A 13,216-nucleotide genomic window follows, 5' to 3' on the forward strand; every position below is an offset into this window, starting at 1 on the left:
ACGACCCGTAGAGATCGCGTAAAAATAATTGTTCTCAGTTGAGAATCACTAGTGCCGGGAACTCGGAAAGCCGTGCCGAAGTGATGTGGGCCAGGGAACGCACCACGTCCAGAGGCTGATCCAGGCGGTAGTTGCCGGTTACCGCGACCTTTGCCAGGTGTTCGTTGTTGTTGACGATCCAGCCCGGGTAATAGCGCCGCAGTTCGGCCAGGACCTGGCTCAGGGGGCAGTTCTCGAACACCAGGCGGCCCTGGACCCAGGCCAGCTCCTTGTCGGCGTCGAGCCTGGCCGGCTGGTCGAAGCCCTGGGGCCCGACCCGCACGCTTTCCCCGGCGCGCAGGCGCAGGCGCTGGTCGGCGTGGGTGGCGCGCAGGTCGATGTCACCGCGCTGCACCTGGACTTGTGCCACGCCGTCCAGGTAGCGCACGGCAAAGGTGGTGTCGCGCACGCTGGCCTTGACCGGGCCGGCGTCCAGTTCCAGGGGCAGGCCGCGATTGCCGGGGATCTCGAAGAAGGCTTCGCCCTGGTACAGCCGGGCCACGCGCTGGTGGTCGTTGATGTCGCTGGAAAAGGCCGAGTTGGTGTTGAGCAGCACCTTGGAACCGTCTTCGAGCTGCAGGCGCTGGCGCTCGCCGACCTGGGTCAGGTGGTCGGCCTGCAGGCGCAGCGGCAGGTTGCTGAAGCTGAATAATCCGAGCAGCAGCACCGCGGCGGTGGCCAGGGGTTTCCAGTGGGGGCGCAGGCGCGCCAGGCGCGAGACTTTCGGTGGCGCTGCCAGGGTCAGGGCGCATTGCGCCACTTGCGGGCCATTCCAGATCGCCTGGGCCTTTTCGAAGGCCTGGGCGTTGAGCGGTGAAGCCGCCAGCCACTGATGAAACTGGCGCACTTGTTCCTCGTTCGGATGTTCCAGCTCGATCAGCCAATCCAGTGCCTGATCCATGGCCAGGGTGCTTGAGTGCGGGCCGGCAGGGGTGGGCGGCTCGGCGCTGTGAAAATCCGTCACGGGTGTTCCTCGGCTGCGTCTGTGCGCGGCTGTTTTTTCAAGAGAGAGCGAAAGCCGGCCAAGGTTAACAAAGGCTCGGGGCTGCCGCAGTCATTCTGTTCAGCGGTTGAGACTCACTGGCCGTCGAGACGTTCGGCGACGCCGATGCAGATGGCCATGATCAGTTTCAATTCCTTTTGCACCGTGCTCAGTGAAACCCCGAGCTTGTCGGCGATCTCCTGGTAACTGTGGCCGTGCAGGCGGCTGAGGATGAAGATCTGCTGCTGGCGCGGGCTGAGCTGGCCGAGGCTGAGGTTCAGGCGTTCCAGCATCTGCTCGGCGTGGGCCGCGTCTTCGGCACTGCTGACGGGCGCGGCGACATTCTCCACCACCTCCGGCGGTACGTCTTCGAGCAGGGTGCGGCCCTGGATGCGCCGGGCCCGCAGGTGATCCAGGGCGAGGTTGCGCGCGGTCTGGAAGACAAAGGGTTCAAGGTGCGTGATCGGCCGCTCGCTCAGGGCCCGGGTCACGCGCAGGTAGGTTTCCTGCAGCAGGTCTTCGGCGGTGCTGTGGTTGTTGACCATCCGCTCCAGCGTTCGCAGCAGAGAAATGCGTTGGGTGAGGAAGACGTGGTTGAAGTGCGATTGACTCACAGCAAGGCCTGATCCATTTTTTCAGCAGATGATAATGATTGTCATCTACGTCAATGGTCAAGCCTTGCGTGAATTATCCTCGGCCGGCCAGGTAGGCCTGATAGTCGGGAATCCGGTGCTCATGGGCCTGGTTCATCAGCGGGCTGCTGAGCAGGTAGTCGGCGCTGCACTCGTTGCAGGCCACCGGAATGTTCCATACCGCCGCTACCCGCAACAGGGCCTTGATGTCCGGATCATGGGGCTGGGGTTCGAAGGGGTCCCAGAAGAACACCAGCAGGTCGACCCGTTGCTCGGCAATCTGCGCCCCCAGTTGCTGATCGCCGCCCAGGGGGCCGCTGATCATGCTTTCCACCGGCAGCCCCAAGTGCTTGCTCAGCAACAGGCCGGTGGTACCGGTGGCAACCAGCTCGTGCTCGGCCAGGCGCGCCTTCTGCCGCCCGGCCCACTCCAGCAGGAACGCCTTGCAGTGGTCATGGGCGACCAGGGCGATGCGCTTGCGCGCGGCCATGGTCTTGTGGGTGAAACTGATACCGATCATCGACGAATATCCGTTTTATTCCGCGTTGCACAGGGCCAGGCAGTTATCCAGCATGCGGTTGGAGAAACCCCACTCGTTGTCGTACCAGGCCAGCACCTTGAGCAACCGGCCACCGCTGACCTTGGTGTGGTTGGCGTCGAAGATCGACGACAGCGGATTGTGGTTGAAGTCGCTGGAGACCAGCGGCAGGGTGTTGTAGCCGAGGATCGTCGAGTGCTGGCTGGCGCTCTTGAGCAAGGCATTGACCTCTTCGGCGGTGGTGTCGCGCTTGAGGGTCACCGTCAGGTCCACCAGGGACACGTTGATCACCGGTACTCGCACGGCCATGCCGGTCAGCTTGCCAGCCAGCTCCGGCAGCACCAGGCCCACCGCTTCGGCAGCGCCGGTCTTGCTCGGGATCATGTTCTGGGTGGCCGAACGGGCGCGATAGGGGTCGCTGTGGTAGACGTCGGTGAGGTTCTGGTCGTTGGTGTAGGCGTGGATGGTGGTCATCAGGCCGTTGTCGATGCCCAGCTCGCGGTGCAGTACCTGGGCCACCGGCGCCAGGCAGTTGGTGGTGCACGAGGCGTTGGAGATGATCTGGTGCGACTGGCGCAGGATGTCGTGGTTGACCCCGTAGACCACGGTGGCGTCGGCGCCCTTGGCCGGGGCCGAGATGATGACCTTGCGGGCACCGGCGGTCAGATGGGCGGCAGCCTTGGCGCGGTCGGTGAACAGGCCGGTGCATTCGAACACCACGTCGATCTTCTCCGCGGCCCAGGGCAGTTCGGCCGGGTTGCGGATGGCGCTGACGGCAATCCGGTCGCCATTCACGGTGAGGCTTTCCTGATCGTGTTCGACTTGGGCGTCGAAAGTACCGTGCACGGTGTCGTATTTCAGCAGGTGGGCATTGATAGCGCTGTCTCCGAGATCGTTGATAGCGACGATCTGCAGATCCTGGCGATAGCCTTGGGTATAAAGTGCGCGCAGGACGTTACGGCCGATACGGCCAAAACCATTGATTGCGATTCGAAGAGTCATGTGCAAACGCCTGTCGTTGAATTTGTTGTTGGAATTACAAGATTATTCGCATAGAAATAGAAAACAAGCCTTTTTAGTGGCAATATTTTGTCTTATCTACAACGAGTGACCTGAATCAACTGGTCCAAATGGTCAGAAACATCCTCCACTGTCCCTGAGCGGTGGCGCGTCTGATCAGCATAGACAAACAGGTCGCCACATCCGTTAGCCTGGAGTTCTACACATGCATCCCCGCGTTCTTGAGGTCACCGAACGGCTTATCGCCCGTAGTCGCGCCACTCGCCAGGCCTATCTCGCGCTGATCCGCGATGCCGCCAGCGATGGCCCGCAGAGGGGCAAGCTGCAATGTGCGAACTTCGCCCACGGCGTGGCCGGTTGTGGCACCGACGACAAGCACAATCTGCGGATGATGAATGCGGCCAACGTGGCAATTGTTTCGTCATATAACGACATGTTGTCGGCGCACCAGCCTTACGAGGTGTTCCCCGAGCAGATCAAGCGCGCCCTGCGCGAGATCGGCTCGGTGGGCCAGTTCGCCGGCGGCACCCCGGCCATGTGCGATGGTGTGACCCAGGGCGAGGCCGGCATGGAACTGAGCCTGCCGAGCCGTGAAGTGATCGCCCTGTCTACGGCGGTGGCCCTCTCTCACAACATGTTCGATGCCGCGCTGATGCTGGGGATCTGCGACAAGATTGTCCCGGGGTTGATGATGGGCGCCCTGCGCTTCGGTCACCTGCCGACCATCTTCGTTCCGGGCGGGCCCATGGTCTCGGGCATTTCCAACAAGCAGAAAGCCGACGTGCGCCAGCGTTACGCCGAAGGCAAGGCCAGCCGCGAGGAACTGCTGGAGTCGGAAATGAAGTCCTACCACAGCCCCGGCACCTGCACCTTCTACGGCACCGCCAACACCAACCAGTTGCTGATGGAAGTCATGGGCCTGCACCTGCCGGGCGCCTCTTTCGTCAACCCCAATACGCCGCTGCGCGACGCCCTGACCCATGAGGCGGCGCAGCAGGTCACGCGCCTGACCAAGCAGAGCGGCAACTTCATGCCGATTGGCGAGATCGTCGACGAGCGCGTGCTGGTCAACTCCATCGTTGCCCTGCACGCCACGGGCGGCTCCACCAACCACACCCTGCACATGCCGGCCATCGCTCAGGCGGCGGGCATCCAGCTGACCTGGCAGGACATGGCCGACCTCTCCGAGGTGGTGCCGACCCTGTCCCACGTCTATCCAAACGGCAAGGCCGATATCAACCACTTCCAGGCGGCGGGCGGCATGTCGTTCCTGATCCGCGAGCTGCTGGAAGCCGGCCTGCTCCACGAAGACGTCAATACCGTGGCCGGCCGCGGCCTGAGCCGCTATACCCAGGAACCCTTCCTGGACAACGGCAAGCTGGTGTGGCGCGACGGCCCGATCGAAAGCCTGGACGAAAACATCCTGCGCCCGGTGGCCCGGGCGTTCTCTGCGGAGGGCGGCTTGCGGGTCATGGAAGGCAATCTCGGTCGCGGCGTGATGAAGGTTTCCGCCGTGGCCCCGGAGCACCAGATCGTCGAGGCCCCGGCCGTGGTGTTCCAGGACCAGCAGGACCTGGCCGATGCCTTCAAGGCCGGCCTGCTGGAGAAGGACTTCGTCGCGGTGATGCGCTTCCAGGGCCCGCGCTCCAACGGCATGCCCGAGCTGCACAAGATGACCCCCTTCCTCGGGGTGCTGCAGGACCGCGGCTTCAAGGTGGCGCTGGTCACCGACGGGCGCATGTCCGGCGCTTCGGGCAAGATTCCGGCAGCGATCCATGTCAGCCCCGAAGCCCAGGTGGGTGGCGCGCTGGCCCGGGTGCTGGACGGCGATATCATCCGCGTGGATGGCGTCAAGGGCACCCTGGAGCTTAAGGTAGACGCCGCAGAATTCGCCGCCCGGGAGCCGGCCAAGGGCCTGCTGGGCAACAACGTTGGCACCGGCCGCGAACTCTTCGCCTTCATGCGCATGGCCTTCAGCTCGGCAGAGCAGGGCGCCAGCGCCTTTACCTCTGCCCTGGAGACGCTCAAGTGAAACTGGCCCTGGTCGGTGATATCGGTGGCACCAACGCGCGCTTCGCGTTGTGGAAAGACCAACAACTGGAGGCGATCGAAGTCCACGCCACCGCGGACTACAGCTGCCCGGAAGACGCCATCAAGGCCTACCTGCGGGACCAGGGGCTGGCCCTGGGGGCCATAGGTTCGGTGTGCCTGTCGGTGGCCGGCCCGGTCAGCGGCGATGAGTTTCGTTTCACCAACAACCACTGGCGCCTGAGCCGCCAGGCTTTCTGCCAGGCTTTGCAGGTGGACCAACTGCTGTTGGTCAACGACTTCTCGGCCATGGCCCTGGGCATGACCCGCCTGCAGCCGAATGAATTTCGCGTGGTCTGCGAAGGCGTTGCCGAGCCCTTGCGCCCGGCTGTGGTGATCGGCCCGGGCACGGGCCTCGGGGTGGGCACCCTGCTGAACTTCGGCGACGGTCGTTACATGGCCTTGCCGGGAGAGGGCGGGCATGTCGACCTGCCCTTGAGCAGTGCGCGGGAAACCCAGCTCTGGCAGCACATTCACGACGAGATCGGCCATGTCAGCGCCGAGACCGCCCTCAGCGGTGGCGGCCTGCCCCGGGTGTATCGGGCGATCTGTGCGGTGGACGGCCATGAGCCGCGGCTCGAGACTCCGGAGGCCATCACCGCGGCCGGCCTGGCCGGCGACCCGATCGCCCGGGAAGTGCTGGAGCAGTTCAGCTGCTGGCTGGGCCGGGTGGCGGGCAACAACGTGCTGACCACCGGGGGGCGTGGCGGGGTGTACATCGTCGGTGGGGTGATTCCGCGCTTTGCCGATTTCTTCATCCACAGCGGCTTTGCCAAGAGCTTTGCCGACAAGGGTTGCATGAGCGATTACCTCAAGGGCATCCCGGTGTGGCTGGTGACCGCGCCCTATTCCGGGCTCACCGGTGCCGGCGTGGCCCTGGAGCAGGCCCAGGGCTGACGTCGCCCTGGCAGGCGACCCGGCATCAGGCATAATCGCGCACCCTGCCTAACAATAAGGACGGCCCCGGTGAGTTCAGTCAGTAAGTCGATTTTGTTGGTTGACGACGATCAGGAAATTCGCGAGCTGCTGGAAACCTATCTCAGCCGCTGCGGCTTCCAGGTGCGCAGCACCGCCGACGGGGCCGGCTTTCGCCTGGCCCTCAACGAGGCGCCCAGCGACCTGGTGATCCTCGATGTGATGCTGCCGGACGAAGACGGCTTCAGCCTGTGCCGCTGGATCCGCCAGCATCCCAAGCGCAGCCAGGTGCCGATCATCATGCTGACCGCCAGCTCCGACGAGGCCGACCGGGTCATCGGCCTGGAGCTGGGCGCCGACGACTACCTGGGCAAGCCTTTCAGCCCCCGGGAGCTGCAGGCGCGGATCAAGGCCCTGCTGCGGCGCGTGCAGTTCACCCAGGAGCGGGTTGTCGGCGAGGTGCTGTGCTTCGACGAATGGCGCCTGGATGTGATCAGCCACCGGCTGTTTCACAACGATGGCGAGGAGGTGATTCTCTCCGGCGCCGACTTCGCTCTGCTCAAGCTGTTTCTCGACCATCCCCAGGAAATCCTCGATCGCGACACCATCGGCAATGCCACCCGCGGGCGTGACCTGATGCCCCTGGATCGCATCGTCGACATGGCGGTGAGCCGCCTGCGCCAGCGTCTGCGTGACACCGAAAAGCCGCCGCGGCTGATTCGTACCGTGCGCGGCAGTGGCTATCAATTGGCAGCCAATGTGGTTGCCGGCAATGGCCACTGAGGCATTGCGCAAAGTGCTGCGGCGCCTGCCGGTGCCCCGTTCCCTGCTGGGGCGGATGCTGCTTTTGACCCTGCTGGCGGTGCTGTTCGCCCAGGCGCTGTCCAGCGTGATCTGGGTTTCCCAACTGCGCGCCACCCAACTCGAAGGGCTGGTGACCAGCGCCCGCAGCCTGGCCCACTCGATGACCGCCAGCGTCAGTTACCTGCGTTCGTTGCCGGTGGCGTACCGGCCCCTGGTGCTGGACCAGTTGCGCAGCATGGGCGGTACGCGGTTTGTCGTGACCCTGAACGACAAGCCCCTGGGCATGCAGGTGCTGCCCGCCACCCCGCGCAAAGAAGCGGTGTTGCAAGCCGTGGAGCAGGTGTTGCGCCAGTCCCTGGGCAATGACGCGGATATCTCCGTGACCTTCGTCAGCCCCGATGACCTGCGGATCTTCAATGGCGGCCTCAAGCTCGACGAATTGCCGCGCTCCTGGGCCCATTACGCCCTGACCCTGGAACCGGTGAACCCGCCGGTGCTGGTGACCCAGATCCAGATGGCGCCGGGAGAGTGGCTGTACATCGCCTCGCTGTTGCCCGAGCCCTACACCAGCCTGGAAGAACAGGGCCTGCCGGCGCAGCAGGTGTGGTTCATCCTGCTCACCAGCGGTTTTCTGCTGTTGTTCATCGGCCTGTTGGTGCATTGGCAGAGCCGGCCCCTCAAGCGCCTGGCCCGGGCGGCGCGGGACATGTCCCTGGGGGCCGACGTCGAGCCGGTAGCGGAGGGCGGTGGCAGCGAGGTGGTGGAAGTGGGGCGGGCCTTCAACAGCATGCGCGAGCGCATCAGCCGCTACCTGACCGAGCGCAGCCAGCTGTTCAGCGCCATCTCCCATGACCTGCGCACCCCCATCACCCGCTTGCGCCTGCGGGTGGAATTGCTGGAGGACGAGCAACTGCAGGCCAAGTTCGGGCGCGACCTGGATGAACTGGAGTTGCTGGTCAAGGGCGCGCTGCAGTGCGTCAAGGACACCGACATCCACGAGAACATCGAGCCGGTGGACCTCAATCAGGTACTCGACTGCCTGGTAGAGCCTTATCTGGCACCCAACGGCAATGGCCGCGTGACCCAACAGGGCCGGGCCCTGGCCAGCTACCCGGGCAAGCCCCTGGCGCTCAAGCGCTGCATGGGCAACCTGATCGACAATGCCCTGAAGTACGGACAGAACGCTCACCTGCACATCGAAGACGACGACAGCGGCTTTGTCCTGCATGTCGACGACGAAGGCCCCGGCGTACCGGAGCAGCGCCTGGAGCAAGTCTTCGAGCCGCACTTCCGTCTTGCTGGCCAGCAGCAGGGCTACGGCCTGGGCCTGGGGATTGCCCGCAACATCGCCCACAGCCATGGCGGCGAAGTCAGCCTGCAGAACCTGCGCGAAGGCGGCCTGCGCGTAACCCTTTACCTGCCCCGGACCTTCGACTGACCTGCCGGCCGTTGTAAGCGCTGGCTTGTGTCGGAGCTGGCTTGCCAGCGAAGGCGTCCTCAAGGGCACCACAGGGCTCAAGGGCCTCTTCGCCGGCAAGCCGGCTCCTATGGGGGAGTGCAATGTCACGGTTTGGTGACATTGCGCTGGTCCTTTGTTACCTGCGGTCGCAGGCGGCTTGATTAGACTCAAGCCTTCGATAAAAACAACAACAGGTCACCCATGGACGCTCTCTCCCTGCCATTCAGCAGTTGGCTGAATGCCCCTGCACATCAGGCCTGGCTCGCCGCCGAAGGCCTGCGCCTGCTGGATTTTGCCAAGGCCTCACGGCTTCCTGCGGGCTTTGGCAACCTCGATGAACAGGGCCGCCTGCCCAGCGGCGCCCAGGCCGAAACCATGAACACCGCGCGCATGACCCACAGCTTCGCCATGGCCCATATCCAGGGCCTGCCGGGTTATGCCGCTCTGGTGGACCACGGCATCGCCGCCCTCGGCGGGCCCTTGCGTGATGCCGAGCACGGCGGCTGGTTCGCCGTGGCCGGGCAGGCCGACGGCAACAGCACCAAGGCCGCCTACCTGCATGCCTTTGTCGCTCTGGCGGCCAGCTCCGCGGTGGTGGCCCAACGTCCCGGCGCCGAGCGTTTGCTGGAGGAGGCCATCGCCATCATCGACCGGCATTTCTGGAGCGAGGAGGAGGGCGCGCTGCGCGAGTCTTTCAACTGCGACTGGAGTCAGCCGGAAGCCTATCGCGGTGCCAACAGCAACATGCACGCCACCGAGGCGTTCCTGGCCCTGGCCGATGTCACCCAGGACTCACGCTGGCTGACCCGCGCCCTGCGGATCGTCGAGCGGGTGATCCACACTCAGGCGGCGGCCAACGACTTCATGGTGATCGAGCATTTCGACCTCGCCTGGCAACCACTTCGTGACTACAACCGGGCCTTTCCCGCCGACGGTTTCCGGCCCTTTGGCACCACCCCGGGACACGGCTTCGAATGGGCGCGGCTGTTGCTGCACCTGGAGGCTTCGCGGGTGAAGGCTGGCATGCTGACCCCCGGCTGGCTGGTGCAGGACGCGCAGAAGCTGTTCGAAAGCAACTGCCGCCATGGCTGGAGCGTCGATGGCGACCCGGGCATGGTCTACACCCTGGACTGGGACCACCAGCCAGTGGTGCGCGAGCGCCTGCACTGGACCCACGCCGAGGCCAGCGCCGCCGCCAGCGCCTTGCTCAAACGCACCGGCCAGGCCCAGTACGAGGCCTGGTACCGCTGTTTCTGGGAATTCTGCGAGGCCCATTTCATCGACCGCAGGCACGGTAGCTGGCACCACGAACTGGGCCCGGACAACCAGCCGTCAGCCCGGATCTGGGGCGGCAAGCCGGACCTCTATCACGCCTGGCAGGCGGTGCTAATCCCGCGCCTGCCGTTGGCCCCGAGCATGGCTTCGGCATTGGCCCAGGTGTCTGTTCCGGGCCTTGTGTAACCATGTGGTGACATTTCCCCATCGCTTCGTTACTCGAATGATCGACTAGGCTGTTTAGACTCGTTTGCAGCGCAAGCACCAGACTTGCATGCATAACAACAAGAAAGGTACTTCAAATGAATGCGATTTCTCGCCTCGCCACTGTCATTTCCCTTGCCTCTCTATTTCCCCTGAGTGCCCTCGCCGCCGACTCCAAAGGTTCCGTGGAAGTCGTCCACTGGTGGACTTCGGGTGGTGAAAAAGCCGCCGTCGATGTGCTCAAGGCCCAAGTGGAAAAAGACGGTTTCACCTGGAAGGATGGCGCCGTGGCCGGCGGTGGCGGTTCCACTGCCATGACCGTGCTCAAAAGCCGCGCCGTGGCCGGCAACCCGCCGGGTGTGGCGCAGATCAAGGGCCCGGACATCCAGGAATGGGGCAGCACCGGCCTGCTCAGTACCGAAACCCTCAAGGACGTGGCCAAGGCCGAGAACTGGGACGGCCTGCTGTCGCCCAAGGTGGCCAATACCGTCAAGTACGAAGGTGACTACGTGGCGGTGCCGGTGAACATCCACCGGGTCAACTGGCTGTGGATCAACCCTGCCGTGTTCAAGAAAGCCGGGATCGACAAGGCCCCGACCACCCTCGAAGAATTCTATGCCGCCGGCGACAAGCTCAAGGCCGCCGGCTTCATCGCCCTGGCCCACGGCGGCCAGCCGTGGCAGGACAGCACCGTGTTCGAAGACGTGGTGCTCTCGGTCATGGGCCCGGAGGGCTACAAGAAAGCCCTGGTGGACCTGGACCAGAAAACCCTCTCCGGCCCGGAAATGGCCAAGGCCTTCACCGAGCTGAAGAAAATCACCGGCTACATGGACCCCAACCGTGCCGGGCGTGACTGGAACATTGCCGCAGCCGACGTGATCGGCGGCAAGGCCGGCATGCAGATGATGGGCGACTGGGCCAAGAGCGAGTGGACCGCGGCCAAGAAGGTCGCCGGCAAGGACTACCAGTGCGTACCGTTCCCGGGTACCGACAAGGCCTTCACCTACAACATCGACTCCCTGGCGGTGTTCAAGCTCAAGGCCGACCGCAAGGGCGATATCGCTGCCCAGCAGGACCTGGCCAAGGTCGCCCTGGGCAAGGACTTCCAGAAAGTCTTCAGCATCAACAAGGGTTCGATCCCGGTGCGTACCGACATGCTCAACGACATGAGCGCCGAGGGCTTCGACTCCTGCGCCCAGGCGTCGGCCAAGGACTTCCTGGCAGACGAGAAGACCGGCGGCCTGCAGCCGAGCATGGCGCACAACATGGCCACTTCCCTGGCGGTGCAGGGCGCGATCTTCGACGTGGTGACCAACTTCATGAACGACAAGGATGCGGACCCGGCCAAGGCCAGTGCGCAGCTGGCTTCGGCGGTCAAGGCCGCGCAGTAATTCTTGAACCCCGCCGCCGGTACGCCGGCGGCTCACCCGTGACTGTCGCCGCCCTGCCTGTGCCCCGGCCCATGCAGCGACGGTGTGCAGCCCGGATTCACTCCTGACTGGGTTATTCCGATGAGCTCTGTGGCGGTTTTCAGCAAAGCCTCACCGTTAGATGCATTGCAGCGCTGGCTACCCAAGCTGGTGCTGGCACCGAGCATGGTGATCGTGCTGGTGGGTTTCTACGGCTACATCATCTGGACGTTCATTCTGTCCTTTACCAATTCCAGCTTCATGCCGAGCTACAAGTGGGTCGGCCTGCAGCAATACCTGCGCTTGATGGACAACGACCGCTGGTGGGTGGCGAGCAAGAACCTCGCGGTCTTCGGCGGCATGTTCATCGCCATCAGCCTGGTGCTGGGAGTGTTCCTCGCGGTGCTGCTGGACCAGCGCATCCGCAAGGAAGGCTTTATTCGCACCGTGTACCTGTACCCCATGGCGCTGTCGATGATCGTCACCGGTACCGCCTGGAAGTGGTTGCTCAACCCCGGCCTGGGCCTGGACAAGATGCTTCGCGACTGGGGCTGGGAAGGCTTTCGCCTGGACTGGCTGGTGGATCAGGACCGGGTGGTGTACTGCCTGGTGATCGCCGCGGTGTGGCAGGCCTCGGGCTTTGTCATGGCGATGTTCCTCGCCGGCCTGCGGGGTGTCGACCAGTCGATCATCCGCGCCGCCCAGGTGGACGGCGCGAGCCTGCCGACCATCTACCTGAAGATTGTCCTGCCGAGCCTGCGGCCGGTGTTCTTCAGTGCCTTCATGATCCTCGCCCACATCGCCATCAAGAGCTTCGACCTGGTGGCGGCGATGACCGCGGGCGGGCCGGGCTATTCCTCCGACCTGCCGGCGATGTTCATGTATTCCTTCACCTTCAGCCGCGGCCAGATGGGCATAGGTTCGGCCAGCGCCATGCTGATGCTGGGCGCCGTGCTGACCATCCTTGTGCCGTACCTGTATTCCGAACTGCGGGGCAAACGCCATGACTGACTCCCTTGGCAAACCGACCCTGAACTTCAGCCGGATCGCCATCTACGCCACCCTGCTGCTGGCGGCGGCGGTGTACCTGATACCGCTGGTGGTGATGCTGCTCACCAGCTTCAAGACCCCGGAGGATATCCGCACCGGCAACCTTTTGAGCTGGCCACAGGTGGTGGACGGCATCGGCTGGATCAAGGCCTGGGACACTGTCGGTGGCTACTTCTGGAACTCGGTGAAGATCACCGTGCCGGCGGTGCTGATCTCCACCTTCATCGGTGCAATGAACGGCTACGTGCTGTCGATGTGGCGCTTTCGCGGCTCCCAGCTGTTCTTCGGCCTGCTGCTGTTCGGCTGCTTCCTGCCGTTCCAGACGGTGCTGCTGCCGGCTTCGTTCACCCTGGGCAAGTTCGGCCTGGCCAACACCACCACCGGCCTGGTGCTGGTGCACGTGGTCTATGGGCTGGCCTTCACCACTTTGTTCTTTCGCAACTACTACGTGAGCGTGCCGGATGCGCTGGTCAAGGCTGCGCGCCTGGACGGTGCCGGGTTCTTCACCATCTTCGGCAAGATCCTGCTGCCGATGTCGGTGCCGATCATCATGGTCTGCCTGATCTGGCAGTTCACCCAGATCTGGAACGATTTCCTCTTCGGCGTGGTGTTCGCCAGTGGCGACGCGCAACCGATCACCGTGGCCCTGAACAACCTGGTCAACACCAGCACCGGGGCCAAGGAATACAACGTTGATATGGCAGCGGCGATGATCGCCGGGCTGCCGACACTGCTGGTCTACATCTTCGCCGGCAAGTATTTCCTGCGCGGGCTGACGTCCGGCGCGGTCAAGGGGTAAGG

At 64.1% G+C, this 13,216-nt stretch carries 12 protein-coding genes; 8 read left to right on the forward strand and 4 right to left on the reverse strand.

The features are described 5' to 3' along the window. Positions 1-34 precede the first annotated feature (34 nt). The 4 genes from AC1RGE_RS18910 to gap all read right to left on the reverse strand — a co-directional run bounded on the left by AC1RGE_RS18910 (position 35) and on the right by gap (position 3,193). Positions 35-1,003 (reverse strand): FecR family protein, encoded by a 969-nt coding sequence (locus AC1RGE_RS18910; protein ID WP_011062880.1) that lies wholly within the window; start codon positions 1,001-1,003, stop codon positions 35-37. Positions 1,004-1,116: 113 nt separating this feature from the next. Continuing rightward, positions 1,117-1,635, reverse strand: a complete 519-nt coding sequence (locus AC1RGE_RS18915) for an RNA polymerase sigma factor (RefSeq protein WP_072442708.1) — start codon at positions 1,633-1,635, stop codon at positions 1,117-1,119. 73 nt (positions 1,636-1,708) lie between these two features. Then, entirely contained in the window at positions 1,709-2,173 is a 465-nt protein-coding gene (locus tag AC1RGE_RS18920; protein ID WP_011062878.1) for a methylglyoxal synthase, read from the reverse strand. A gap of 15 nt (positions 2,174-2,188) precedes the next feature. Continuing rightward, a complete protein-coding gene (gene gap / locus AC1RGE_RS18925; protein ID WP_011062877.1) occupies positions 2,189-3,193 on the reverse strand; it encodes a type I glyceraldehyde-3-phosphate dehydrogenase in 1,005 nt (334 codons plus the stop codon). A gap of 223 nt (positions 3,194-3,416) precedes the next feature. Between gap and edd the strand changes: the two genes are divergently transcribed. The 8 genes from edd to AC1RGE_RS18965 all read left to right on the forward strand — a co-directional run bounded on the left by edd (position 3,417) and on the right by AC1RGE_RS18965 (position 13,214). Next, positions 3,417-5,243 (forward strand): phosphogluconate dehydratase, encoded by a 1,827-nt coding sequence (edd, locus tag AC1RGE_RS18930; RefSeq protein WP_019094563.1) that lies wholly within the window; start codon positions 3,417-3,419, stop codon positions 5,241-5,243. Beyond that, positions 5,240-6,196: a glucokinase gene (locus AC1RGE_RS18935; protein ID WP_492584828.1), complete on the forward strand. Its 957-nt coding sequence runs from the start codon at positions 5,240-5,242 to the stop codon at positions 6,194-6,196. The genes edd and AC1RGE_RS18935 overlap by 4 nt, the downstream gene beginning before the upstream one ends. 69 nt (positions 6,197-6,265) lie before the next feature. Then, a complete protein-coding gene (locus tag AC1RGE_RS18940; protein WP_015636744.1) occupies positions 6,266-6,997 on the forward strand; it encodes a response regulator in 732 nt (243 codons plus the stop codon). Further along, positions 6,987-8,456 (forward strand): ATP-binding protein, encoded by a 1,470-nt coding sequence (locus AC1RGE_RS18945; RefSeq protein WP_019094564.1) that lies wholly within the window; start codon positions 6,987-6,989, stop codon positions 8,454-8,456. The genes AC1RGE_RS18940 and AC1RGE_RS18945 overlap by 11 nt, the downstream gene beginning before the upstream one ends. Positions 8,457-8,678: 222 nt before the next feature. After that, entirely contained in the window at positions 8,679-9,938 is a 1,260-nt protein-coding gene (locus AC1RGE_RS18950; RefSeq protein WP_492584830.1) for a D-mannose isomerase, read from the forward strand. A gap of 116 nt (positions 9,939-10,054) precedes the next feature. Further along, positions 10,055-11,347, forward strand: coding sequence for an ABC transporter substrate-binding protein (locus AC1RGE_RS18955; protein WP_053159862.1), 1,293 nt, complete (start codon positions 10,055-10,057; stop codon positions 11,345-11,347). Positions 11,348-11,467: 120 nt separating this feature from the next. Beyond that, positions 11,468-12,376, forward strand: coding sequence for a carbohydrate ABC transporter permease (locus AC1RGE_RS18960; RefSeq protein ID WP_011062870.1), 909 nt, complete (start codon positions 11,468-11,470; stop codon positions 12,374-12,376). Then, positions 12,369-13,214 (forward strand): carbohydrate ABC transporter permease, encoded by an 846-nt coding sequence (locus tag AC1RGE_RS18965; RefSeq protein WP_011062869.1) that lies wholly within the window; start codon positions 12,369-12,371, stop codon positions 13,212-13,214. Before AC1RGE_RS18960 ends, AC1RGE_RS18965 begins: the two co-directional genes overlap by 8 nt. Positions 13,215-13,216 lie beyond the last annotated feature (2 nt).

This window comes from Pseudomonas sp. GW823-FHT02C05 (genome assembly GCF_058797595.1).

What these genes read in the sequence shown, in the direction of transcription:
- AC1RGE_RS18920 (WP_011062878.1), bottom strand. Translation starts at nt 2,173, where the DNA reads ATGATCGGTATCAGTTTCACCCACAAGACCATGGCCGCGCGCAAGCGC.
- gap (WP_011062877.1), bottom strand. Translation starts at nt 3,193, where the DNA reads ATGACTCTTCGAATCGCAATCAATGGTTTTGGCCGTATCGGCCGTAAC.
- edd (WP_019094563.1), top strand. Translation starts at nt 3,417, where the DNA reads ATGCATCCCCGCGTTCTTGAGGTCACCGAACGGCTTATCGCCCGTAGT.
- AC1RGE_RS18945 (WP_019094564.1), top strand. Translation starts at nt 6,987, where the DNA reads ATGGCCACTGAGGCATTGCGCAAAGTGCTGCGGCGCCTGCCGGTGCCC.
- AC1RGE_RS18950 (WP_492584830.1), top strand. Translation starts at nt 8,679, where the DNA reads ATGGACGCTCTCTCCCTGCCATTCAGCAGTTGGCTGAATGCCCCTGCA.
- AC1RGE_RS18955 (WP_053159862.1), top strand. Translation starts at nt 10,055, where the DNA reads ATGAATGCGATTTCTCGCCTCGCCACTGTCATTTCCCTTGCCTCTCTA.
- AC1RGE_RS18960 (WP_011062870.1), top strand. Translation starts at nt 11,468, where the DNA reads ATGAGCTCTGTGGCGGTTTTCAGCAAAGCCTCACCGTTAGATGCATTG.
- AC1RGE_RS18965 (WP_011062869.1), top strand. Translation starts at nt 12,369, where the DNA reads ATGACTGACTCCCTTGGCAAACCGACCCTGAACTTCAGCCGGATCGCC.